Genomic DNA, 23,396 nt, shown 5'->3' with positions numbered 1-23,396 from the left:
GTGGTTTTCCGGCGCTTCAATCCAGAATTAAGGATATTGATTGATGGTGAAGAAGATCTTGCTGTTGCCGGGAGACGGTATAGGTCCTGAGGTGACGGCGGTCAGTCGGCGCGTGATCGATTGCCTGTCGGCATCGGGCACATTGGATGTGGAAGTCAGCGAAGCTGCGTTCGGCGGGGCGTCCTATGATCTTCACGGTGCGCCGATCGCACCTGAAGTCATCGAGCAGGCGCAGCAATCCGACGCCGTGCTCATGGGCGCGGTCGGCGGCCCGCGCTGGGCCGGGCTGTCCTATGATCTGCGACCCGAAGCGGGGTTGTTGAAATTGCGCGAGGCGATGAACGTCTACGCCAATCTGCGCCCTGCATTCTGTTTCGACACTCTGGCCGGTCTTTCATCCCTCAAGACCGAACTCGTCGCCGGACTGGATATCCTGTTCGTCCGCGAGCTTGTGGGGGGCGTCTATTTCGGTACGCCGCGCGGCATCGAAACCTTGCCGGATGGTGAGAAGCGGGGGATCAACACGCATAGCTATACGACCAGCGAGATTCAGCGCGTGGCGCGGGTCGCATTCGATATTGCGCGCCAGCGTGGCAACCGTGTCTGTTCGGTGGAGAAGGGCAACGTCATGGAAGCCGGCCTGCTTTGGCGGGAGGTCGTGACGAAATTGCATGCCGCCGAATATTCCGATGTGACTTTGAGCCACATGCTCGCCGACAATTGCGCGATGCAGCTGGTTCGCGCGCCGCAACAGTTCGACGTCATCCTGACTGACAATCTGTTCGGTGACATCCTTTCCGATATTGCCGGAATGTTGACCGGGTCCATCGGTATGCTGCCATCGGCCGCGCTCGGCGAGGCCGGGGCACCGGGACTATATGAGCCGATCCATGGATCGGCGCCCGATATTGCCGGGCGAAGGGTCGCAAATCCTTGTGCAAGCGTGCTCAGCCTGGCGATGGCCATGCGCCACAGTCTGGGTCGGCCCGACATAGCCGCCATGATCGAGAAGGCGGTTGGCGACGTTCTGGCGAGCGGCAAGCTTACCGCTGATCTTGGCGGAACGGCAGGGACGCAGGACATTGCCGATGCGCTGCTCGACATCATGGCGGGCGAACTGGTCGTGCAGGGGGTATAGCGTCCTTTTGAACTGGCGTTCCCTACACAATGCCCGCAGCCACGCCTACGGCGCGAAATGGAGAAGATGATGATGGAGGCCCAGGATTGGATCGAGACGGAAACGAAGGATGTCGTGGCTGCCATCGAAGCCTATATCGGCGCCTATAATCTGGGCGAAAGTCCGTTCGATATGGCCGCTGTCCAGTCCCACTATCGCAAGGACGGGCCGCTCATGATCGCTATTCCGGCAGCGCCTGACAGGCTGTTCCTGAGCTGGGAAGATTATTCTGCGGCCTGGTCTGGAATGCTGGAAAATTTCTCATCCTTCTATTTCAGCGCAGGCGGTGATCTGGCCGTCAGCCGGCTCGGCCGCGTCGCATGGGCCAGCCAGACCGGACAGAGCCACGGCAAGACTGCGGCGGGTGTGGTATTCCGGCGATCGCTTCGCCAGACGTTGGTGCTGGTGCAGGATGATGACGGTCTGTGGCGCATCGCGCAGGAGCATGTTTCGCTCGTCGCCAGCTAGAGCATTCTGAGGTTGGCTGGAACAGTCGACGGTTCGCACAATGTGCTAACTATTTCGGCGGTATCCTGTGGCCGTTCTGATTATCAGGGCGGCCACAGGGTAAGCCGCCGCCACGGTTCGATCAACCCTGGGCAGCGACCCGGCGGCGCGCGGCCTCTACCAGTTCCGCACCGGTCTGATGGATGATGGTACCGTGAAGTTTGTCGATTACCCAGCCATTCTCTTCGCGACGAAGATGGTGGCGATAATTCGCGAACGCTTCCCAAACGCCATCATCCATCACATGGATCGCACGAACCTGGGATCGTGACGTCGCTTCGTCGCCATCGGTCGCGATGCTGAAATTCGTGACCATGTGCTGGCGTATGGAGAAGCCGGGCATGAAGGTCGAGGCCTGCCTTCTGAATTGCGTGATCGGCATACCGAGCGGTTCCGGCCAAATTGATGCGTCATAGCCAACGAGATCGACAGTTGCGTCACTTGCATAGCAGGCCCCGGCACTGGCCCAGTCACCCAAATCCGAAAAATTGAGCGCGGCCCAGATCCTGTCCTGAATGGCCACCCTATCCTCCAGCTGCATCAATCTGCGCTGAAGCCGCTGCACTTCGTCCGGCATAATCTTACCTTCGAGAAATTGGTGAAGTCGGCCTGATCCTGTCGCGCAGGGGAAAATGGGGGATAGATACGGCAGGTGCCATGCCCAATGTGGGCCAGGCCGCCTGCCGCACCCCCCGTTTCGGGAATTTCAGGCCACGACGGGCTGATCTTCCAGCTGGACGTCCACGCTGCGTTCAAACAGCTGGATCAAATTGCCGTCCTGATCGAAAAACAGGAAGCTGCGGCCGAATGCGCCTGCATTCCACACATATTCGGTCTGCGTTTCATACCCTGCCGCACGGATTTTTTCGAACCATGCGTCGATGTCGGCAACTTCCAGTCCCAGTTCCCGAATGCCGGTCCGGTCATAGCCCAGTTCGTTCCTTGGCGTGATGACCATTTTCGGCGTGATGGTGCGATTGATTTCAAGCATCGCGCCTTCTGCATTCATCAAAAGCGTCATTTCGAACTGCGCGCCCTTGACCCTGACGATGTCATCCATCGTTTTCTGATCGACCATTTCATTATCAGGGGTAATCCGACGCTGGATGACCTGAAAGCCCATGACGTCGCGCCATAGGGCCAGAGCCTTGTCGATGTCGCTGACCATGATGCACATGTGATGAAATTTCATAATGCCTTCCGATGCAAATATATGTGACTTGAAAGATCGGGCTGAAAGCGGGTCAGCCCTGGCTGCCCACGAGCGCGGCTTCCGCTTCGATAGCTGCAAGGAGATCGTAGCAGTGTTTGGTGTCCATATATTCTTCCGCATGCACGATCAGGCCGTCGCGCACGGTGAACAGGATTTGATATTTATTGCGATATTCAAATCCGCCCTTGGTGTCGCCGACGCTGTGGCAAATCACCGCGACTTTGTCGCCTTCCGCGATCGCACTGTCCGCGATCCACTGGGGAAAGCTCTTGAACAGGCCAGCCAGCATCTCGTTATTCTTGCGGAAGACCGGCTTGGTTATGACCCCGGAAAAGGGCAAGTCGCCCAGAACCCACCATTCGATGTCATCTGCAAGCAATTCATGGGCATAAGCGATGTCGCCCGTGCTGAAGCGCCGAATATATTCGAGGGCTATCTTTTTGTTTTCTTCGCTGTCGCTCATTTTTTTCTCCGGTAAATCATTCAGGATTGTCTGGCGCCGGAATCATAATGTATGCTCCGTTGCCCTGAATATTCTTGCGCCGCATTCGAAATATTGCGGAAAATAGGCCGGTTCGTTTCCAAGGCAGCAAAGCGTGCACGATTTTGTATGCATTTTAGAACGGCCAGTGAGGCTGTCAAGCGGCGCTTCCGCCCAGACGCATATCATCCGTCCGTCCGCATCAGAGAAGGTCGGTGAGTTTTAGCCGCATCGGCGCCTGCAATCCAGGGTAGTGGGTATAACCTTCGTCGCCTTGCGTATAATAGGTCGTGGCGTCGGGCCGGGCTGTCATCTGCTCCTGATCAAAATGTGCTGCAAGCCGGAATTAGCGATAAATGGCTAGTGAAAGGTAGCAAGCCGCGTTGGCACATCTATCGAGTATGGGTGGGTCGGGCATGCGGTCGATAGGCATGTTCTGCCCAAAGGTCGCCGCCGGCATTATGCTCTGCGCCTGCGATCTTGCACCAGACTTCCTCAGGCTCGTCATTGTGCAGGCCCAGCCTGGCACACTGCGGGCGATGGATAGTCGCATTCCGTCACAATCAATGCTGCCGAAGCGCCCTGCCGATACATTCATCGCGGTCAGCATGCCGTTGAGGCTGGAGTACGGCCTTATTTTGCTTCCAACTATAATGTATGCATTAATCAACTGCTTTGACCATGTTGAAAGGGGGGCAATGTGTGCTCGGCCTTGACCATGTCTCGGGATTGAAAACTTAAGGCAACATATCAAAGAAATTCGGGAGGTTGCGGGGATGGGCTTTTCTGCATTAGCTTGGGAACGAGAAAATTCCGAGTATGCTTTTTTTTGGCGCGTCGCGCAGGGGAAGCGGCAAAGAGCGGGGTTGGCTGCCTTGCTGGTCGGCCTTTGCTCTGTCGCCGCATGGGGTTCCACGCTGGAATCCCCGACCATCGGCAGGGCCGTTTATGAAAAACAGTGCCAGGGCTGTCACGGCGCGACCCTTGGCGGCGGGTTTGGCCCGACCCTCAAAGGGCAGGAATTTGTGGAGCGGTGGGGCGAGCAGGATATGGGTGCGCTCGCCGACTATATTCGTGCGACCATGCCGCCCGCCCAACCGAACTCGCTTTCGCCGGATCAGGCGAGGGCCGTAGCCAGCCTGATCCTTCCGGCGGTGAAAGCTGCTACGCCTGTTGCTGCAACGGTGAGTGGCGAGGAGACGGCCTCTGCTCGCGTTGCCTCTGGATACCATGATGGTGCGCAGGACAACGCCGCCATTAGGCGGACCGATCCGCAGAGCGAAGCGGAGCAGGCGCGAAGGGCGCGGCTCGCTGCCGAAGTCACGCCCGTCACCGACGCGATACTGCGCAGGCCTGGAGATGCCGACTGGATCGCTGGCGTAGAACGAGCGATGCGCAGGCCCATAGTCCTTTGAAGCAGATCGACCGGCGGACGGTCGGGGGCCTAGCGGTTGAATGGAGTTTGTCGCTTGGGCAGGGGACGAACGGCGTGGCGCCGCTAGTCCACGACGGGGTGATGTATCTGGTCAGCAACCATGCTGTGCAGGCAATCGATGCGGTCAATGGCGACATTCTCTGGGTCCATGCGCGCCCCGCTGAAACCACGCGGCTGCCGCTCAGTCAGCCACGCGGCCTCGCCCTGCATGGTACGGCGCTTTATGTGCCGACGGTGGACGGCCATATGCTGGCGCTGGCCGCGCGAACCGGCGCAGTGCTGTGGGATAGCGAGGTCCGGCAGGGCAACGACGCTCTTCAGATGACTGGCGCGCCTCTGATTGCTGGTGATAAGGTGATACAGGGGCTGGCGGGATGCGCTCTCGCGGATGTGCCGGGCGGTTGCTTCATCGTCGGACTGGAGATGGCTACCGGCAAGGAAGCGTGGCGCTTTCAGACGATCGCGCGTCCAGGGGAACCGGGCGACGACAGTTGGAACGGTGCGCCGCTGGATCGGCGTTTTGGCGGATCGGTGTGGAGTGGGGGCAGCTATGACGCGCACCTGGGGCTGGTCTATTTTGGCACGGGGCAGACTTACGTTGCCTCGATGCTTTTGAATGGTGGTGGGGGCACGACGGGTTCTCACGATGCGCTCTACACGAACAGCACGGTTGCGCTTGATCCGGCGACGGGCAGGCTCGTCTGGGCCTATCAGCATTTCCCCGGCGATGTGTGGGATATGGACTGGAGCTTCGAGCAGGTGATCGTGCCGATGAAGGCGGCTCCGAGTGGGAAGGCGATCGTAACGATCGGCAAGCTGGGTATCATGGACGCCGTGGATGCCCGGACGGGCCGCTATCTCTGGTCGCAGGATCTGGGTGTCCAGACCCTCGTGACGGGCATTGATGTCATGACCGGCAGGAAAAGCCATGACGCATCGCTGGTGCCGGTACGCGACAAGGACAAGCTGATCTGTCCGAGTTCGCTCGGTGGGCGCAACTGGCCGGCAACAGCCTTCGATCCCGTCCGCTCCCTGTTATTTGTTCCGATGGTCGAGGGATGCATGACATTGTCGCTGAACGAACCGGGCGGCAGCGAATATCGCATGAAGGTGGTGCCACCCCCCGGAACCGACGGCAATTTCGGCCAGTTTGCCGCGATCGATCTGACGTCGCGAACCGTCAAATGGCGTGCAAGGCGGCGTGCTCCAGAAATGGCGGCCGCTCTTTCCACCGCCGGCGGCCTAGTCTTCGAAGGATCGCGGGATCGCTACTTCCGCGCGCTGGATGCGGATAGCGGCGAAATATTATGGCAGGCCCGCCTCGACAATGTGCCCAATGCTTTTCCTATCAGCTATGGCGATGGCGGTCGTCAATATGTCGCCGTGGTCGCGGGTGGAGGTTCGCCCTATGAGGTTGGCGTGCGCAATCTGACCCCCGAACTAGGCGAAGGAAGCGGGAACAAAACCCTATGGGTCTTCGCGCTCCCCGATAAACGCGGCCGGGGGAGACGTTAATGGAGATCAGCCTGCACCATCCCTCGATCTCGTTCGAGGCGGCGCCGGTCTTGCGCAATGCGGCGTGATGCCAAGTACAGCGTGGACGCTGCCAGCAGCATCATGGGCACCAGCCTGGCGAGCATGGCGATCCTCAGGCTGTCGTCGCCTGCCATCGGCTTAAGCGCGTCGCTCGCAGCACCTACGATCACCGGCCCCAGGCCGATCCCGATGAGGTTGACGATCACCATGAGCAGTGCGGACGTCATCGATCTGGCATCCGAAGGTGCCAGGTCCAGGCTGTAGGCGACGATCGGTGGGATGGCTGTGCTGATCATCACGATCGGCAGGAAAGCGATTGCGAGCATGGCAGGCCAGTTGTTGGCGCAAAGGGCCATGAGGAACAGGGGCGCGCAAACGAGCATCGCGGCGGCCGGTACCAGCATGTAGGCCCGCATCGATCGTCCGATAAGGCGTGAAACGATCCATCCGCTGCCAAGGGCGCCGCACATCAGGGCGAAGCCAACCACTGGGCCGAAGAAGAAGGCCACATCGCGCAGCGATGCGCCATAGCCGCGCATCATCAGGGCCGGCATCCAGCCCATGACCGCATTGCTGATGATGGCGCACAGGCCGCCTGAAAGGGCGGCCAACCCAAGGCTGGGGAGCCTGACGAACAGCATCGCCACCGATGCGAAGCTCGTCCGCTCGTTATCGGAGGCGGCTGGCGGATCGAATGTTCCTCTTCGAGGTTCCGGAGCGAGAAAGAACATGGCTGGCGCAACGATCATGCCTACAATCGCCGGCACGATGAACGCCATCCGCCAGCCATGCGCTTCAGCGATCAGCCCGCCTCCCAAAGCTCCTATCATGACGCCGACCGGCGCGAATGCGGTGAGCATCCCGATGGACCGCACCCGGAACCGGGGTGGAAAATAGTCACTGATGATCGATAGCGACGGCGACAGTCCGCCCGCTTCGCCGATCGCGACGCCAATCCTGGCCGCGGCGAGTTGCGCGAAGCTTGTCACCAGTCCGGATAACCCTGTGAACAGGCTCCATCCGAAACAGGCGAAGCTGACCAGTGGAACTCGCCGCATGCGGTCCGCCATAGCCGCGATGGGAACGCTCATGAAGGTGTAGAATATCGCAAATAATGTGCCGCTCAACAGGCCTATCTGCGTGTCGCTTATGCGCAGATCGCGCCGGATAGGCTCGATCAGCACGGCCAGCATCTGCCGGTCCACATAGTTCAGCATGTAGGCGAGCGAAAGAAACGCCAGGCCGAGATGGCGTCGCCACGGCGTCATCATGTCGCCAGGTCTCGCGTTCGCAATCGCGTCGAATTTTTCGCTATCGTCTGCCCGATTATCCCGATGCGCCACAGGCAGCGTTGCTCCGATTCAAAGGTGGCGGATTGGAAAAATATCCGCATGGCCGTCGGCAATGTATGCATGAATTGGTCTGTGCCGTCACGGTTGTCAACTGGGATGCCTGGGTTTCGGCTCCTGCTGGCCCAATCGCATTCTTTGAAAAATGCCTTAAATATAACAAAATATCAGCATGTTGTTCGATTTAACGACATGTTTTATCGCTGCTTCGCTATCGGCGACCGGCTCTTGCAAAGATATTTTCTGTATGCAATTAAAGGTCAATCGCTATGCGCGCAGCCATAGGTTGCTCGCTCGCGGTTGATCGTTGCAGGAGAGAAGAGTTGGGCCGTCGTGCTTTGGTGACAGGAGGGCGCGCATGACAGAAGCGCGTGGGCGCACCGCCTTTGTGACCGGCGGAGCCAATGGCATAGGCCTGGGCATCGCGCGCGCTCTGGCGGCCGCTGGCGTGAGGTTGGGGCTGGCTGATCTCGATGGATCCAATCTTGAGAAGGCGAAGGCCGAACTTTCCGCCGTGACGCAAGTGGAGGTTTTTCCGCTTGATGTACGGAACCGAACCGACTTCGACGTTGCGATCGATGCAATTGAGGAACGGCTGGGGCCAATCACGATCCTGATAAACAACGCAGGCGTCGCGGGTGGCGGTGACATTGACGATCTGAGCTTTGAGCTTTGGGAATGGTGCCTGGGCATCAATCTTTGGGGCGTCATCAACGGCGTTCAGGCGTTGCTGCCGCGAATGCGGGCGCGGGGCAGCGGCGGGCATATCGTGAATACGGCTTCAGCCTCAGGTCTGGTAGGGGGTACTGCTACCATTCCCTATTGCACCGCCAAATCCGCCGTGGTGGGCCTGTCGGAATCGTTGCGCTCGGAACTCAAAGGTAGCGGGATCGGGGTTAGCGTCTTGTGTCCCGGCCCGGTCGCGACGTCGATCCTGCACCATTCCGCCGCAATGATACCGTCGCAATCAGGCCCGGTCACTTCCGCCGAACGCCGTGACGAGCGCATGTCGAGCGTGTTGCAGAACGGCGTTGCGCCCGATGAGGTGGGCCGCATGGTGCTGGCCGCGATCGAGCGGAACCAATTTTATATCCATACCGACCGGGTCATGCTGCAGGCGCTGGAGGAGCGGCATCGCGAAATTGTCGATGCGATGCCCGCGGGCGAGATGAACGCCTTCACGTCCGAAATTTCATCCGCGTTCAGCACGCGACGGTCGCCCTGAAGCAAGGCAGCGACCCCTGGTTCAAGGTGAGAGCAAACATTTCAACCGATTTTCTGGAGTAGGCAATGGTCGGTCCCAAGTTTGAAATTGAGCGGCAACACATCTGCCTGAGTTATGAAGAACCGGCGACGATGCGCGAAGTCTACAGCTTTGCATCGTCGCACGGCAGTATCGGCGTGGATGGCGTGCTGATGACGCCCAAGGGGAAGCCGTCGAAGACCCTTCTGCTCTACATGCATCCTGCGGCAATGATTCACTGGCTGCCGCTGCCGATCGCGCTGGTGGAGCAAGGGTTCCACCTGATGGCGGCCGGCAGCCGTTATCTGCGCAACGACACGCCGGTCATTATGGAAAAGGTGCTGCTCGATTATGGTGCCTATGTGCGTTACGCCAAGGAAGAGCTGGGCTATGACAAGGTCATTGCCTGCGGCTGGTCGGGCGGTGGCTCGCTGACGGCCTTCTATCAGTCCCAGGCTGAAAATCCGACCGTCGATCGCCTGCCGTCGGGTGAACCCATCGACCTGACCAACCTCGTCAAAGCCGATGCTATGATGTTCCATGCCGCGCATCTTTCGCGGGCGCAGGTATTGCTGGAATTCATCGATCCATCGGTGCTGGACGAGTCCAACCCCGATCTTCGCGATCCCGAACTGGACATTTACGATCCGCGAAATCCCAATAAAGCGCCGTTCAGCGCCGACTATATCGAATATTACCGCAAGAAGCAGCTGGAGCGGGTCCGCAGGCGTACTGCGGTGGTTAAGGAACTGCTGGAAAAGATGAAGCGGGACGGCGGGGTTGAGCAGGAGCGCGGAATGCTGTTGCACCGTACGCTGGCCGATCCGCGCTGGATCGATTCCACGATCGATCGCAATGATCGCAAGCCAAACTGGTGCTTCCTGGGCGAACCGCACGGGGCCAATACCAGCCCGGCGGGCATCGCGCGCTATTCCACGCTGCGCGGCTGGCTCTCGCAATGGTCGATCGATGACACCAATGCGCTGGCGGCGAAGCATGCGCCCCATATTTCCGTTCCGCTGCTCGCGATCGAGAACACGGCCGACGAGGCGGTGCCCGCTTGGCACACCAAGGCCTTCGTCGATGCGGCCACGACCAAGGATATGACCTACAGGATCATGGACGGGGCCAATCATTATTATCACGGCCAGCCCGAACATCGCCAGCAGGCGATCGATCTCATGCACGGCTGGCTGGCCGACCGCAATCTGATCGATTGAGCGGTAGAGGAAACGCTTTCGGGCGGAATATAAATTGGAAGGATCGTGAATGGCTTTTGCACATCTTGCATTGAAGGATGAAGGCGGTGGCGTGTGGCGCGTGACGCTCCAGCGGACACCTGGAAACGCGCTTGACCAGACGATGTATCAGGAAGTCGCGGAATGTTTCAACAATCCGGATAGCTATATGACAGATGTCCGGGCCATAGTGCTGACCGGCGATGGCAAGCATTTCTGCACCGGTAACGACCTTGAGGAATTCGCCTCGATGACGCCGGAAAACGGCACGGAACGCATGTGGCGCGTCCGGGAGGCTTTCTTCGCGATCCAGGACTGTCCGGTTCCCGTGGTCGGTGCGGTTCAGGGCACGGCGATCGGGTCCGGCCTTGCCGTCGCGGCGGCGTGCGATGTAATCGTTGCGTCCACAAAGTCGCGTTTTGGCCTGCCGGAACTGTCGGTGGGTGTCATGGGCGGCGCAGCGCACCTTGCCCGCATCGGCCCCCAGCATCTGGTGCGGCTGATGTACTTCACGGGCGAACATCTTCCGCCGCAGACGATGGTGCAGATGGGGGCAGGACTGATCGTCGTGGAACCCGAAGCCTTGTTGGAAGAGGCGCTCCGCATCGCGCGCAAGAGCGCATCCTTCAGCCCGACCGCCGTGCGCGTGGCCAAGCAGGTGCTCAATCGGGTCGAAACGATGGACCTGAAGCCGGGCTATGAGTTCGAACAGGGGCTGACGGTCAAGATGAGCGGCCATCCTGACGCGAAGGAAGCTCTGCGGGCCGTGCGTGAACGCACCACGCCCCAATATCAGCCACTCAACAGGGCGTGGACGCTGGAAGGCTGACAGGTTGACGCAGCGCCACGGTGCCGCGTCAGCGCCGGATTCTGAAATCAAAGAAGCATGGTGTGGCCATAGCGGGTGACATCAGCATTGGGGGAGGACGCAGGAATGAGCAAGCGAGGTTGTGACCGGCTGGCGGTTTTGGCGGGCGCGGTGTTGATCGGTTCTGGATTGTGCCCGGCGCACGCGGCGGAACAGGCGAAGGATCAAGCCGCAACTGGCGGGACGCCTTCAGAAGAGATTGTGGTAACGGCACGCAAGCGCGAGGAAACGCTCATGTCGGTGCCTGTCGTCGTGAGCGCTATCAGTGGCGATCAACTCGCAGAGCGCGGCATCACTAATCTTGATGGCGTTTCGCGGGCGGTTCCGCAATTGCTGATCGGCGGATCGGGCAACAGCACCCAGGGCGGGACAGTGGCGATCCGCGGCGTTTCCGGTCCTGATATTCTGTCGCTGGCGGATCAGGCGGTGGCGTTCAACATCGACGGCATACAGGTTGCGCGCAGCACCGTGCGTCGCATGAGCGAAACCGATCTGGCGCAGGTAGAGGTGCTGCGCGGCCCCCAGGCACTTTTCTATGGCAAGAACAGTCCGGGTGGCATCATCACTTTACGCTCGCGTGATCCAGGCAACCGGTTCGAAATGGGTGGATCCGTTGGTTATGAAGTCAATGCGCGCGAATTCCGCGGCGAAGGCTATATTTCCGGGCCTGTCACCGAAACGCTGGGTGTCAGGCTGGCCGGGATCGTTTCCACGATGCAGGGCTGGATGAAGGATGTGACGCCAGCCAGCAACCCGTTCAAGAGCCAGGAAGATCGCAACCCCGGATCGACCGACTTTTCGTTGCGCGGCACCGTGAAGTGGGATCCTTCGCCCGACTTTGACGCCACGCTTAAACTCAATTACGGCAAGACCGATTCCGCCGGCATTGCGGGCACCAGCACCTATATCGCCTGCAATCCTTTGGGACGGCGCGCCACGGCGGGGCTTCCTTGTTCGGCCAGCGGCCGCAATACGGTGACGAAGACCGGGAATATCCCGGTCACGCCCTATGCCAATCCGCGTTCGGATGGCGAACCGTTCGCCACACAGGAACAGTTTCTTGGCAGTTTGAATCTGTCAGGTAATCTGAGCGACCAATTGCGCCTGTCCTCCACCACTGGCTATTATTACGCCAATCTGGATCATTGCAGCAACGTCCTGGCCGACCCGAACCTGGGCATTACCGCCTGCCAGATGCTGAAGGTCAAGGAGTTCTCTCAGGAAGTGCGGCTTTCTTCCGATTTCGACGGAATGATCAACTTCGTTCTCGGCGGATTTTACGGCACCGGCGACATCAATTCCTACAGCGGCAGCTATCTGCTGAGCAGCGCCGCGCCGAACGTGGCGACAGGCTTTGCGGCCTATTTCATCCACCAGAAGGGATGGTCACGATCGGCTTACGGTCAAGTCATCCTCAAGCCTGGCGAAACCATAGAGCTCGACGTTGGCGGGCGCTATTCGCAGGAGGCGAAGCGGCTACCGGACGTCTTCTATTCTCCTTCTCCGGCCAATATTCTGAACGCGCCGCTCACGGTCAGGACGTCGCGCCGCCGGTTCAACGACTTTTCGCCGGAGGTGACGGCATCCTGGCGCCCCAACAGGGAAGTGACCTTGTTCGGTTCCTACAAGGAAGGGTTTCTGTCCGGCGGGTTCAACGTGCCGACCGCTGCGATATTATGCTCCGGTGCCACCACATGCCCCGAAAACAGCTATGATCAACAGACGATCCGCGGTTTCGAGGCCGGGATAAAGGTGCAGTCTCCCGATGGCCGGCTACGGGGCACGCTGTCGGCCTATAGCTACAAGACGGACGGCATGCAGCTCAGCACATTCATCGGTGTGGTCAATATCACCCAGAATGCGGGCACTGCGCGGCTGAAGGGACTGGAGGGAGAACTAAACTATCGCACTCCGATCGACGGTTTGGATTTGCGCGCGACCGCAGCCTATAACCACGCCAATTATCTGAGCTATGCAACGGCGCCGTGCTGGCCTGGCCAGACCATAGCGCAAGGATGCACCATCAATTCGTCGGGTGTGACCACACAGAATCTGGGCGGGCAGTCGCTTCCCCGAGCGCCACGCTGGAATCTGAGCGGCGGCTTTACCTATGAACTGCCTGTTTCAGCGTCGTTGACGGCGGTCCTGGCTAGCGATGTTCGCTGGAGCAGCTATTTTTTCTCCGATCTGTCTAACGATCCGCGTGGCCGGCAGCCATCCTATACGCTGCTCGATACCTCCTTGACACTGAAGCCGGCTTCCGGTCCCTGGGAATTTGCGTTCATTGGACGAAATCTGACCAACACCTATTATTACACGCTGAGCATTGCCGATCCCTTTTCCGGCAGCGGTACTGGGACCAGCACGGGCGTGGTGGGGGATCGCCTCGCAAGCGTCAGCCGGGGAAGAGAATTGATGTTCCGGCTAAGTTATCGTTTTCGCAGTTGAAAGCCCGAGCTGAAGGCAATTTTGGAGGAACAAATTCATGGCTGCTGACCAATTATCGTCTGACGAGGCCAAGGACCTGGTCCGAAGCTGGTGGACTGCGCTAGGCAATAATGACCAGGCGCAGGTGGTCGATCTGCTGCATGACGATGTGATATGGGAAGTGAAATTCGTCGGTAAATGGTTGCCGTCCAATGGTGTTTCGCGTGGCAAGCAAGCGGTCACGAAAAACTGCATAGAATTATTCGGCCAGATGTACGACACGAACAGGCTGACCGTCCAAATCACCAATATGGTAAGCGATGGGCGTTCGGTTGTGCTGGAATTTTCGATCGACGGATTCACCGCAGCTGGCGTCCGCTACGACAGGGTGGAATATGTGGCGGTGGTCGAGCTCGAGAATGGAAAGGTCAAGCATGTGCGCGAATATATGGATGCGCTGAAGGCGGTGGAATCACACTCGCTTGCCTAAGGGGTTATGACCCCGACTGATCATGCGAAGTGAGTACGCGCGGCACGAGCGCTGTTAATAGGGTCGTTGAACAACGAAAGTTCATGGAACAAGGATCTGATGTCTATGTCGAAAATTTCTGGAAAGCGTGTCATCATCACCGGTGGCGCACGGGGTATCGGGGGCGCGGCGGCGGAATATTTCGCGAATGAGGGAGCGCGCGTCGTTACATTCGATATTCGCGATGAAGAAGGGGAAGCGCTGGCGAAGTCGGCGACCGAACGCGGGCCGGGCAATGTAGTCTACAAGCATGTGGATGTCACCAGCATCGCCGACATCAGAGATGGCGTCCAATTCGCCGCCAGCACATTGGGCGGTGTCGATGCGCTTTTCAATGTTGCGGGCGTGGCTCCCTATGCACCGGCCGAAGCCATTCCCGAAACGGACTGGGATCTTGTGCTGAACATCAATGTCAAGGGGCTGCACTATGTCTGCGCTCATGTCTTCCCTCATTTGAAGGACAATGGCGGCGTCATCGTGAACTTTGCGTCCGATGCCGGAATTTTGGATGACCCCATTCAAAGCTGTGCCTATTCTGCGTCCAAGGGCGCGGTGATATCCTACTCACGTACTTTGGCAAAAGAATGGGCTAAGTATAATATTAGAGTTAATAGTCTAAATCCTACCGTCGAATCTCCGTTGGAACGTGAAGTAATGGCAAAGTTGACTCCGGAAGAAGTTCGCCAATATCAGGGAAAGATACATGATATGATCCCGCTTGGTGGTAAACTGGGTGATGCCTATCGCGATGTCGCCCCGGTGATGGCCTTCCTTGCTTCGGATGATTCGCGATTTATCACTTCACAAATTATTCCGGTCAATGGTGGTCTTGCTTACACTCGTTAAATTAGACAAGATTGTGGTAAAATTCCGCTAATGTAATATTTCAAAGTTGTCGCGGGCTTTATAAATCCAATAAAATAATTGGAGAGGTACTATGAAAGTATTGAAAACAATTCCTGATCACGTCCCTGAATCGATTGTGCGCAATTTTGACTATACCAAATCGGTACATTTCGGAGATGGTGCAGGGCGATGGGATAAGTTGAGATCGTTTCCTGAAATATTTTGGACTCCATACAATGGCGGTCACTGGGTTTTAGGAAAGCATTCCGACATCCTCCAAATGTTGCAGGATTCGGTGAGATTTTCGTCGTCTATAATGCAACTACCGCCGACCGAAAAGCCATTCCGTATACCTCCTATCGAATATGATCCGCCGGAACATACGGCTTACCGACGGTTGCTCACACCATTTTTCTCACCAAGAAAAATAGCGGAACTTACTGAAAAAATAGCTAAACTCTCATCAGACGTAATCGATAGTATAGTAGAAAATCGATCATGTGAATTCGTTCAGGAAGTTGCCTTGACTGTTCCAATCTCTTTGTTTCTTGAGTTGGTAAACCTTCCGATTTCGGACCAACACTACTTAGTTGAATGTGCGGAGATGATTACGCGTGGCGTCAATGAAACGAAGATCGAAGGCTATCAGCGAATGTTTGAATACATCGAGATCAAGCTCGAGGAAAGGCGATCTAAACCGCGGACGGATGATATACTCACGGCTATTTCTACTGCCTCGGACGATGATGGCCGGGAATGGACGATGTCGGAAAAATTGGGCATGGGAGCAAACGTCTTAGCTGGTGGCTTGGACACGGTTGCCGGGATGATGAGTCTCATTATGATCCATTTGGCTCAAAGCGGGGAAGACAGGCTTACGCTGATCAATGCACCCGACAAAATTGGTGAGGCAGTCGAGGAGCTGCTTCGGCGCTACCAAATTATAAATGTTGCCCGTGTGCTTGTAAGCGACGCAGACATTGGCGGACGACAGATGAAAGCGGGTGATTTCGTTCTTGGAGCCACTCCGTTGGCGGGCCTGAACGAGGATGATTATGAGAGACCCCTTGATATTGATTTCAACAGGACGAAAAAACGAAGCCTGATTTTTGGAGCAGGGGCTCATATGTGCTTGGGACAGTTTCTCGCGCGCCTGGAGCTGAAAATATTCTTTGTTGAATGGCTCAAGCGCATTCCGCATTTCCATATCAAGGATGGAACCACCCCAAAATTGGTTGGCGGCCCCGTAAACTCGGTTCTGAACCTTGAGCTTGTCTGGTAGACATTAGGGAAGCTTGCTATAAATCTGAACGTGCCGCAATTATGCTAGTGGCACAATGGAAAGAACTCTTCAGCTGAATCCGAAGCTCGATTATTTTTTTGGTAGAAGCGGTTGACCGAGGCGACTATTTCGATGGCTAACTGCCGTGACGTCGGCTTCTTGGGCAGGTTGACGGCCAAATTAAGGTCATCCCGGTTATCGTTCATGCCGCCATTTGAGTGATCAAATCCTGGGGGGCGTGTCCCCCAGGATTTGATGCGCCGATGTGCCCATATGGCTGCAAGCGATCGCTCGAGGGCGTAGTAGTGAAGACGCCGCTGCGGATGCCGGTATTTCGACACCGCTGGGGCCACGTTGGTTTCGGAGTTCGGGAGGTATGCCGCCAACACATTTGGCGCCATCGGCGCCAGCACTGAGTGGGCGATTTCTGAGCTTCCAGGAACGTGAGGAAATTTTGGCGAGGTTCCGGGATACGCGCCATTGCCCGCAAACTTGGACCTTCAGCCAGTACTGTCTCGCGCGAAGTGCGGCGCAATGCCGCCACTCGTGGCGGCAATCTGGAATATCACCCGATCGCCGCGCAGTGGCATGCTCACCGCGCTGGCCGTCGCCCGCGCCCCGGGAAGCTGGCCAGCAATCCGGCATTGCGCATGTACGTAGAAGAACGCCTTACCGGTCAGATCACGGATGCAGATGATATCGGCTTTGCCGGGTCGCAGGTTATGTGGAAGAAGCGCCGTGCGGTACATCGACAAAGTCGACGATGGTCGGTGGCCTGGAGTCCTAAGCAAATCGTTCATCGGCACCCTGAGGATCCCGCCATGCGCATCAGTCATGAGGCCATCTATCAGTCCCTCTATATTCAGGGGCGAGGCGCCTTGCGACAGGAATTGACGGCATGTCTGCGCTCGGGTCGGACTCTACGAACGCCGCGTGAACGCGTACGAGGGCGCGGAAAATCCTTCATCGGTGACGCCATCATGATCAGCGAGCGTCCTGCGGAAGTCGAGGATCGGGCAGTTCCGGGGCATTGGGAAGGCGATCTCATCCTCGGGCTGCACAGTACGGCGATAGGCACCCTAGTGAAACGAAGTTCCAGATTCACCATGCTGTTGCATTTGCCGCGAGAGGACGGATATCAACGCGGACAAGGCATCAGGAACCGCCAACCGCTGGCCGGCCATGGCCCAACTTGAACAGTGCTTTCGGAAAAGGCATTTGCGTTCAATGACATGTGCGCACCGGCGCAGGTGTTACCACTACATTTTCGGGGTCGGTTGAGTTTGCAGAGGTTCAGGTTTACGGTGGCAACTCGCTGATGTTGGCCGGCAGCGCGATGCCGGTTGCCTTGAAGACATTCCCTACTTGGCCCGAGACGTGGGTACGGGTGGTAATGACCTTGCCGTCCTTTTCGATGGTGGCTTCCTGAAGACGATCGAGATCGTTGAGGAGCGGCTGCGGCGGGGACTGTCAGGATTTCCGTGTGCGGCGAGGCGGTTGATCATCAGGCCGTCATGGCCCTGATGAAACGTTCGCCGAAGAGCACGGCAAATTGCGCCTTCGCCATGTTCCACTCACGCGGCGGCATTTTCCACTCTTTCTCCGATCGGTTCAAGATCAGATAGAGCAGCTTTGTTGCGGCCTCATCATTGGGGAAATGCCCCCGCGCGCGAACAGCGCGGCGAAGCTTGGAATTGAGCGCCTCTATAGAATTTGTCGTATAGACGATCCGTCTGACTTCCTCGGGGAAGGCAAAAAATGGGATGACCTCCGGCCATGCCCGGCGCCAGCTTTGGCCGATGGCGGGATAGCGCTGCCCCCAGAAACTGGCTTCGAAGGCCGTCAGCGCTTCCTCGGCGGCCACAGCATCAACGGCACGGTAGATGGCTTTCAGGGCCATTCCGAGCGCCTTGCGATCCTTCCACGCCACGAAATCCATCGAGTTTCGCAGCAAGTGTACGATGCATGTCTGGACCATCGCTTCGGGGAAGACGGCGGTGATGGCGTCTGGGAATCCCTTCAGGCCATCGACGACAGCCAGCATAATGTCCTCGACGCCGCGGTTGCGCAGTTCGTTCATGACGCGAAGCCAGAACTTGGCGCCTTCATTCTGCTCCAGCCACAGCCCCAGGACCACCTTGGTGCCGTCAGCCATGACGCCCAGGGCAATATGGATCGCCTTGTTGCGGACCATCCCCTCGTCGCGGATCTTGACCCGGATCGCATCGAAGAAAACCAGCGGATAGGCTGGGTCGAGCGGGCGTTGCTGCCAGGCTGCGACCTCCTCCAGCACGGCGTCGGTGATCGTGCTGATCAGATCGGGCGAGGCATCAATGCCATATAGATCGCGCAGATGGCCCGTGATCTCTCGCGTGCTCATGCCGCGCGCATACATCGAGATGATTTTATCATCGAATCCGGGGAAGCGACGCTGATACTTGGCGATCAACTGCGGATCGAAACTGCCGGCCCGATCGCGCGGCACCTCGATCTCGATCCGCCCGCTGTCGGTCGTCACCGTCTTGCGACCATAGCCATTGCGGTTGTTGCCGACCTGGTCATCATGCCCGAGATGATGATCCATCTCCGCATTGAGGGCCCGTTCGGCAAAAGCCTTCTTCAGGGAATCGAGCAAACCGCCCTGGCTGAGCGCCGCCGCCGCGTCAGTGCCCGCCAGCAGCTGATCGAGGATCTCGTTCGGTATAGAAGGGTCTTTCCGTCGTGACATACTGGGTCTCCTTTTTGCCCATTATGCCTCGCCGCACACGGAAATCCTGACAGTCCCGCTGCGGCGAGCCACGCGCCGCGACAATCGCCTCAAGCCGCTTCGTGTCCGGCGCTGTGACCTCGATCTCGATACCCGTTCGCATGCCGCATCGTCGCACGGCACCGACAGCATGGGAATCCCTCAAATGGACTTATGCGTTCCGATCAATCCACTAGTTGCCAACTTCCTTGCTATGTTTCATTTAAATCAATGCGCCTTCAGTTCCGAGTTTAAAGGCTACCACAACTAATCGTCTTGTGAAGCACCGACTTCTTCGGGCACAACGCCAGGGGCAGCCGGGCAAAGGCGCGAAACGAAGATGAATCCTCGAGATGAAAGGCCAGCTCCTCGTAACTCAGCTGGCGATACTGCTTGAGCACGGCGCATCGCAGAACCGATTCCACCGGCAGACCTTGGCGCCCCGTGTCCTTGATGCCAGCCTCGCCAAGATCAGCGGCCACCAGTGTCAGCAACTCAGAGTGTGCCTCGAGCCATCCGGAAATAGCCTTGAGCTCACGTCCGATCTGGTGATCGGCAAACAGATCGAATAGCGTACTCTGGATGATGCGTTTTTGACGCATTGTCGGCTCCGGCGTGTGTTTATTATGCCATGATCTCAGTGGTTTGAGCCTACAGCATAACTGACACCGTCGGGCCTTCAAAGCCAGAATTCTATATTTAAACGCAATATTTCAATATCTTAGCGATTGTGGATGGGCACTAACTTAGCCGCAAACCTGTCCAGGAAGACGGGGCCACCTCACGCCAGTGCTTTCCCGACCAGGTCCCTCCGCTCGAAGACCCGGTTCTCCGCAAGCCAGGACCGCGTAGCCACCACCACGGCCTCCTCCCGAAAAAGGAAAAGATGTGACGCTCCCGGCCAATCAGATCGTCCGTAGTGGATGACATGATCGGCGAGGCCGACTTCAAGATCGGCAAGGAGCGTTGGGAGCATAACTACCTCCGCCTGACCGGACCGCGCATAACCTGTTATGCATCCGATTTCCCCAACCTACGGAACCAAGCGGATCACTGTAACCGATTTTGCAGGCAGGCGAATGGGCAGCTTGCCCGACACGGCAATTGACCGATATGGTCTGGGTATGACGCGCTGAGGGTCGTCGAAACTGTTGACGCTGCTGACCGCAGCAGCGGTCAATTGCTGCCCCTCGGCGGATGCAGCCTTCAGACCCGTCACCGCCAGGTCGAAGGACACCTCTTCCCTAGGATCGATGTTCGTCAAAGCGACCCACAGCGATCCATCCTTTGCACGGGCGGCCATCGCATCGACGCGCGGCAGCGTGACATCGCCCTGCCGATAAGTACCGGCGTCGATGGTCAGCGGGATCAACTGTGCATCCTGAAAAGGCAGATACATGCGATAGATATGATAGGTGGGCGTCAGCACCATCTTCGGCCCATCGGTCAGCACCATCGACTGGATGACATTGACCATCTGCGCGATGTTGCTCATCCGTACACGATCAGCATGGCGCGCAAAGCCGTTGAGCGTGACGGAGGCGAGGATGGCATCACGCAGGCTGTTCTGCTGCCGCAGCCAACCTGGATTGCGGCCCGGTTCGGGCTTCAGCCATGCGCCCCATTCGTCGATGACCATCGCGATCTTCTTTTCGGGATCGAACTGGTCCATGATCGCGCCATGCTCCGCGATCATATTTTCCATCGCATAGCCATTCTTCAGCAACTGCGCATATTCGGCCTCACCGAAATCAGTCGATGAATCCGCCATCGGCATATGGCCGACCCAGCTATAATGGTGCAGCGATATGCCATTGATATTCCAGAAATAGGGGAATTTCCGCTCCTTCCACGCCTTCATCAAGGCGCTGGTATAGGCCGTGTCGCCCAACCCCTGTCCGACCGCGATCCGCTTGGTTTCATTGGGGTTCTGGACCAGCGGCGTGCTGACCTGCGCCGGGTTCAGATTCTGCGCGAAGACCGAATAGGGCTTCATGGTCTCGACATAGGCGTCGGCGCTCATCGATCCGCCGCAGCCCCAGCTTTCAATGCCGATCCCCAGATATTTGATGCGCCACGGCGCGGCCCGGCCGTTTGCCGCGCGTTTCTTGCCGAGCGTGGTGGGCTTGTCGGTGGTCATATATTCCATCCAGTCCGACGCATCCGCCACGCTGCCAGACCCGATGTTGAGCGTGATATAGGCTTCGCTGCCGATCTGTTCGACAAAGTCCATATATTCATGGGTGCCGAACCTGTTCGGTTCCAGACTGCCGCACCAAATACCGCCGACTGCCGCCGACTTCTACGCACAGCCCGACCAGAGTACGACAGCGTAGCGTCGACGGCGTTTCCGTGCGGTGAGCGGTTCGCGTCCACCGGGGTGAAGCCGCTTAGCGCCCTATATTGCTGTCGTTCGCCGGCTCCGCGTCCACGCCCAAAAGCGGCCGCTCATTCACGTTGCGCTGGCCTGGCACACATCCCGCCAGCGGCTCAGCTGCGATAGCGCAGAGCCTCCAAAACGAGGCTGAACGCGGGAGACGGCTGCCGTCGGCTGGGATAATATAGATAGTATCCATCGAACGGCTCGCACCACGCCTCAAGCACACGGATCAACCTTCCGCTGGCCAAGTGTTCGGTGACATGGTCCTCCAGCATGAATGCGACGCCGTGCCCCGCCAGCGCCGCGGTCATGATGAGGTCAACATCGTTGAAGACGAGCTGCCCTTCGGCCCTGACCTTCAACTCCTTGCCGTCCCGCTCGAACTCCCAGGCGTATAGTCCGCCGGAGCCGGGGAAGCGCAGGTTGATGCAGCTATGGTTGGCTAGATCGTACGGCGTCTCCGGTGTTCCCCGAGCGGAGAAATAAGCGGGCGAAGCGAAGGCAGCCATGCGCAGCTTGGGGCTGATCGGAACCGCGATCATGTCCTGCTCAAGGCGTTCGCCAAGCCGAACTCCGGCGTCGTACCGGTCGGCCACGATGTCGACGAGCCCGCCCTGGATGTTCACTTCGACGTTGATGTCCGGGTTCTCCGTGGTCAACCGGTCGATCACTGGCCAGAGCAGGTCGCGCGCTGCATGCGCGCCCGCCGTGATTCGTACCGTGCCGGCCGGCCGGTCGCGAAGCTCTGTCAAAGCGGCGAGCCTCGCATCAATGTCGTCGAACGCGGGCCTCAGCGTCTCGATCAGCCGTTCGCCTGCCTCCGTCGGTGCCACGCTACGTGTTGTGCGCGTCAGCAAGCGTAGCCCAAGCTTGGTTTCAAGACGCCGCACCGAATGGCTGAGCGCCGATTGCGAAATGCCCAGCTTCGCCGCGGCCTTGGTGAAGCTGCGCTCCTCCGCCACCGCCATGAACATAGTCAGGCTGCCCAGCTCTTCACGCCGCATGTTTTATCAACCTCACTGTCAGTTTCATGACACCTTGTCATAGGCCCAAGCGATTTCACCTGTCTAATTCACGAAGGCCAATCGGTTTATATCCCTCGCATGCGGACGCCGAACCCGGGCGTCGATCGACGAATGACAGGATCGAAGACATGCAGAAGCGCGTATTGGGACGGAGCGGCCTCGAAGTATCGGCACTGGGCCTCGGCTGCATGGGGCTGAGCTACGGCTACGGGCCTGCCACTGATCGGAAGGATGCCGTTGAGCTAATCCGCGCCGCCCATGAGCGCGGCGTCACCTTCTTCGACACCGCCGAAGCCTATGGTCCCGGCCTCAACGAGGAGGTCGTCGGCGAGGCGCTGGAGCCGGTGCGTGACCAGGTCGTGATCGCGACGAAGTTCGGGTTCAAGGGTGGCAAGCCCGCCGAGGGCATGGACAGCCGACCCGAGCGCATCAGACAGGTCGCTGACGAGGCGCTACAGCGGCTGCGCACCGACCGCATCGACCTGTTCTACCAGCATCGTGTCGACCCGAACGTACCGATGGAGGACGTGGCTGGCACGGTCAAAGAGCTGATCGACGCCGGCAAGGTGAAGCATTTCGGCATGTCCGAGGCGGGTCCGGACGCTATCCGTCGCGCGCATGCGGTCCAGCCGCTCGCAGCGCTTCAGAGCGAGTATTCGATGTTCTGGCGCGAGCCTGAGTCGGAGATCCTGCCGCTCTTGGATGAACTCGGGATCGGCTTCGTGCCCTTCGCTCCCCTCGGCAAGGGCTTCCTCACCGGTAAGATCGACCCGAACACGGTCTTTGCCAAGGACGACTTCCGCAGCACCGTTCCTAGGTTCCAGACCGATGCCCTTGCAGCCAACCAGGCACTGGTCGACCTCGTTACCACTATCGCTTCGGAGAAGTCGCGGACTCCCGCGCAGATCGCCCTCGCCTGGCTGCTCGCGCAGCGCCCTTGGATCGTGCCGATTCCCGGCACTACCAAGCTGCACCGGCTGGAGGAGAACCTTGGCGGCGCCGACGTTGAGCTGACGGGCGAGGACCTCGCTCGCATCGAGGAGGCGCTTAGCCGGATCGAGGTGCAGGGCGAGCGTTATCCCGCGTCACATCAGCGCCTGATCAATCGCTGAAC

At 58.4% G+C, this 23,396-nt stretch carries 19 protein-coding genes and 2 pseudogenes; 13 read left to right on the top strand and 8 right to left on the bottom strand.

What is annotated here, in order from left to right; genetic code table 11:
* Positions 1–46 precede the first annotated feature (46 nt).
* Together leuB and ACZ5Y5_RS20205 are read left to right on the top strand one after the other, a co-directional pair.
* The gene (leuB, locus tag ACZ5Y5_RS20210) at positions 47–1,138 is read left to right on the top strand and encodes a 3-isopropylmalate dehydrogenase (protein ID WP_464811912.1); all 1,092 of its coding nucleotides are present in this window, start codon (positions 47–49) and stop codon (positions 1,136–1,138) included.
* Between the two features lie 69 nt (positions 1,139–1,207).
* Positions 1,208–1,645 (top strand): YybH family protein, encoded by a 438-nt coding sequence (locus ACZ5Y5_RS20205; RefSeq protein ID WP_464811874.1) that lies wholly within the window; start codon positions 1,208–1,210, stop codon positions 1,643–1,645.
* A 121-nt stretch (positions 1,646–1,766) separates the two neighbouring features.
* Here the strand turns inward: ACZ5Y5_RS20205 and ACZ5Y5_RS20200 are convergent, their stop codons facing one another.
* The 3 genes from ACZ5Y5_RS20200 to ACZ5Y5_RS20190 all read right to left on the bottom strand — a co-directional run bounded on the left by ACZ5Y5_RS20200 (position 1,767) and on the right by ACZ5Y5_RS20190 (position 3,360).
* Positions 1,767–2,261: a nuclear transport factor 2 family protein gene (locus ACZ5Y5_RS20200; protein WP_464811873.1), complete on the bottom strand. Its 495-nt coding sequence runs from the start codon at positions 2,259–2,261 to the stop codon at positions 1,767–1,769.
* 129 nt (positions 2,262–2,390) lie between these two features.
* Positions 2,391–2,876, bottom strand: a complete 486-nt coding sequence (locus tag ACZ5Y5_RS20195) for a VOC family protein (protein WP_464811872.1) — start codon at positions 2,874–2,876, stop codon at positions 2,391–2,393.
* A gap of 52 nt (positions 2,877–2,928) precedes the next feature.
* The gene (locus ACZ5Y5_RS20190) at positions 2,929–3,360 is read right to left on the bottom strand and encodes a nuclear transport factor 2 family protein (protein WP_464811871.1); all 432 of its coding nucleotides are present in this window, start codon (positions 3,358–3,360) and stop codon (positions 2,929–2,931) included.
* Between the two features lie 884 nt (positions 3,361–4,244).
* On the opposite strand from ACZ5Y5_RS20190, the gene ACZ5Y5_RS20185 reads away from it, so the two are divergent.
* Positions 4,245–4,793 (top strand): c-type cytochrome, encoded by a 549-nt coding sequence (locus ACZ5Y5_RS20185; protein ID WP_464811870.1) that lies wholly within the window; start codon positions 4,245–4,247, stop codon positions 4,791–4,793.
* Positions 4,790–6,328, top strand: a complete 1,539-nt coding sequence (locus ACZ5Y5_RS20180) for an outer membrane protein assembly factor BamB family protein (RefSeq protein WP_464811869.1) — start codon at positions 4,790–4,792, stop codon at positions 6,326–6,328. The genes ACZ5Y5_RS20185 and ACZ5Y5_RS20180 overlap by 4 nt, the downstream gene beginning before the upstream one ends.
* Here ACZ5Y5_RS20180 and ACZ5Y5_RS20175 read toward each other — a convergent pair.
* A complete protein-coding gene (locus ACZ5Y5_RS20175) occupies positions 6,325–7,620 on the bottom strand; it encodes a spinster family MFS transporter (RefSeq protein ID WP_464811868.1) in 1,296 nt (431 codons plus the stop codon). The genes ACZ5Y5_RS20180 and ACZ5Y5_RS20175 overlap by 4 nt on opposite strands.
* A 436-nt stretch (positions 7,621–8,056) precedes the next feature.
* Here ACZ5Y5_RS20175 and ACZ5Y5_RS20170 point away from each other — a divergent pair, with 436 nt between their 5' ends.
* From ACZ5Y5_RS20170 to ACZ5Y5_RS20135, 8 genes and pseudogenes are all read left to right on the top strand, one after another.
* Positions 8,057–8,923, top strand: coding sequence for an SDR family oxidoreductase (locus ACZ5Y5_RS20170; RefSeq protein WP_464811867.1), 867 nt, complete (start codon positions 8,057–8,059; stop codon positions 8,921–8,923).
* 65 nt (positions 8,924–8,988) lie between these two features.
* Positions 8,989–10,161 (top strand): alpha/beta hydrolase, encoded by a 1,173-nt coding sequence (locus ACZ5Y5_RS20165; RefSeq protein WP_464811866.1) that lies wholly within the window; start codon positions 8,989–8,991, stop codon positions 10,159–10,161.
* 49 nt (positions 10,162–10,210) lie between these two features.
* Positions 10,211–11,008, top strand: coding sequence for an enoyl-CoA hydratase-related protein (locus ACZ5Y5_RS20160; RefSeq protein ID WP_464811865.1), 798 nt, complete (start codon positions 10,211–10,213; stop codon positions 11,006–11,008).
* A 105-nt stretch (positions 11,009–11,113) separates the two neighbouring features.
* Complete coding sequence (locus tag ACZ5Y5_RS20155; protein WP_464811864.1) at positions 11,114–13,495, top strand: TonB-dependent receptor; 2,382 nt, start codon at positions 11,114–11,116, stop codon at positions 13,493–13,495.
* A gap of 37 nt (positions 13,496–13,532) precedes the next feature.
* On the top strand, positions 13,533–13,964 hold the full coding sequence (locus ACZ5Y5_RS20150) for a nuclear transport factor 2 family protein (RefSeq protein ID WP_464811863.1): 432 nt from the start codon (positions 13,533–13,535) through the stop codon (positions 13,962–13,964).
* 105 nt (positions 13,965–14,069) lie between these two features.
* Positions 14,070–14,849, top strand: coding sequence for an SDR family NAD(P)-dependent oxidoreductase (locus ACZ5Y5_RS20145; protein ID WP_464811862.1), 780 nt, complete (start codon positions 14,070–14,072; stop codon positions 14,847–14,849).
* A gap of 91 nt (positions 14,850–14,940) precedes the next feature.
* Positions 14,941–16,131, top strand: coding sequence for a cytochrome P450 (locus ACZ5Y5_RS20140; RefSeq protein ID WP_464811861.1), 1,191 nt, complete (start codon positions 14,941–14,943; stop codon positions 16,129–16,131).
* Between the two features lie 286 nt (positions 16,132–16,417).
* Positions 16,418–17,318: pseudogene (locus ACZ5Y5_RS20135) on the top strand (IS30 family transposase); the annotation flags it as partial.
* A gap of 317 nt (positions 17,319–17,635) precedes the next feature.
* On the opposite strand, the gene ACZ5Y5_RS20130 reads toward ACZ5Y5_RS20135, so the two are convergent.
* The 4 genes and pseudogenes from ACZ5Y5_RS20130 to ACZ5Y5_RS20115 all read right to left on the bottom strand — a co-directional run bounded on the left by ACZ5Y5_RS20130 (position 17,636) and on the right by ACZ5Y5_RS20115 (position 22,261).
* The gene (locus tag ACZ5Y5_RS20130) at positions 17,636–18,859 is read right to left on the bottom strand and encodes an IS256 family transposase (RefSeq protein ID WP_464811860.1); all 1,224 of its coding nucleotides are present in this window, start codon (positions 18,857–18,859) and stop codon (positions 17,636–17,638) included.
* Positions 18,860–19,143: 284 nt separating this feature from the next.
* Positions 19,144–19,479 (bottom strand): annotated as a pseudogene (locus tag ACZ5Y5_RS20125) (transposase); the annotation flags it as partial.
* A gap of 431 nt (positions 19,480–19,910) precedes the next feature.
* The gene (locus tag ACZ5Y5_RS20120) at positions 19,911–21,158 is read right to left on the bottom strand and encodes an alpha-N-arabinofuranosidase (protein WP_464811911.1); all 1,248 of its coding nucleotides are present in this window, start codon (positions 21,156–21,158) and stop codon (positions 19,911–19,913) included.
* A gap of 209 nt (positions 21,159–21,367) precedes the next feature.
* Positions 21,368–22,261, bottom strand: coding sequence for a LysR family transcriptional regulator (locus ACZ5Y5_RS20115; RefSeq protein ID WP_464811859.1), 894 nt, complete (start codon positions 22,259–22,261; stop codon positions 21,368–21,370).
* 149 nt (positions 22,262–22,410) lie between these two features.
* Between ACZ5Y5_RS20115 and ACZ5Y5_RS20110 the strand changes: the two genes are divergently transcribed.
* The gene (locus ACZ5Y5_RS20110) at positions 22,411–23,394 is read left to right on the top strand and encodes an aldo/keto reductase (RefSeq protein ID WP_464811858.1); all 984 of its coding nucleotides are present in this window, start codon (positions 22,411–22,413) and stop codon (positions 23,392–23,394) included.
* The last annotated feature ends 2 nt before the right edge of the window (positions 23,395–23,396 follow it).

This window comes from Sphingobium sp. TomTYG65 (genome assembly GCF_055395525.1).
This window is presented reverse-complemented; position numbering and strand designations above follow the sequence as displayed.

Coding starts and splice junctions, on each gene's coding strand:
- ACZ5Y5_RS20205 (WP_464811874.1), top strand. CDS start 1,208: ATGATGGAGGCCCAGGATTGGATCGAGACGGAAACGAAGGATGTCGTG.
- ACZ5Y5_RS20200 (WP_464811873.1), bottom strand. CDS start 2,261: ATGCCGGACGAAGTGCAGCGGCTTCAGCGCAGATTGATGCAGCTGGAG.
- ACZ5Y5_RS20195 (WP_464811872.1), bottom strand. CDS start 2,876: ATGAAATTTCATCACATGTGCATCATGGTCAGCGACATCGACAAGGCT.
- ACZ5Y5_RS20190 (WP_464811871.1), bottom strand. CDS start 3,360: ATGAGCGACAGCGAAGAAAACAAAAAGATAGCCCTCGAATATATTCGG.
- ACZ5Y5_RS20175 (WP_464811868.1), bottom strand. CDS start 7,620: ATGATGACGCCGTGGCGACGCCATCTCGGCCTGGCGTTTCTTTCGCTC.
- ACZ5Y5_RS20170 (WP_464811867.1), top strand. CDS start 8,057: ATGACAGAAGCGCGTGGGCGCACCGCCTTTGTGACCGGCGGAGCCAAT.
- ACZ5Y5_RS20165 (WP_464811866.1), top strand. CDS start 8,989: ATGGTCGGTCCCAAGTTTGAAATTGAGCGGCAACACATCTGCCTGAGT.
- ACZ5Y5_RS20160 (WP_464811865.1), top strand. CDS start 10,211: ATGGCTTTTGCACATCTTGCATTGAAGGATGAAGGCGGTGGCGTGTGG.
- ACZ5Y5_RS20155 (WP_464811864.1), top strand. CDS start 11,114: ATGAGCAAGCGAGGTTGTGACCGGCTGGCGGTTTTGGCGGGCGCGGTG.
- ACZ5Y5_RS20150 (WP_464811863.1), top strand. CDS start 13,533: ATGGCTGCTGACCAATTATCGTCTGACGAGGCCAAGGACCTGGTCCGA.
- ACZ5Y5_RS20145 (WP_464811862.1), top strand. CDS start 14,070: ATGTCGAAAATTTCTGGAAAGCGTGTCATCATCACCGGTGGCGCACGG.
- ACZ5Y5_RS20140 (WP_464811861.1), top strand. CDS start 14,941: ATGAAAGTATTGAAAACAATTCCTGATCACGTCCCTGAATCGATTGTG.
- ACZ5Y5_RS20130 (WP_464811860.1), bottom strand. CDS start 18,859: ATGTCACGACGGAAAGACCCTTCTATACCGAACGAGATCCTCGATCAG.
- ACZ5Y5_RS20115 (WP_464811859.1), bottom strand. CDS start 22,261: ATGCGGCGTGAAGAGCTGGGCAGCCTGACTATGTTCATGGCGGTGGCG.
- ACZ5Y5_RS20110 (WP_464811858.1), top strand. CDS start 22,411: ATGCAGAAGCGCGTATTGGGACGGAGCGGCCTCGAAGTATCGGCACTG.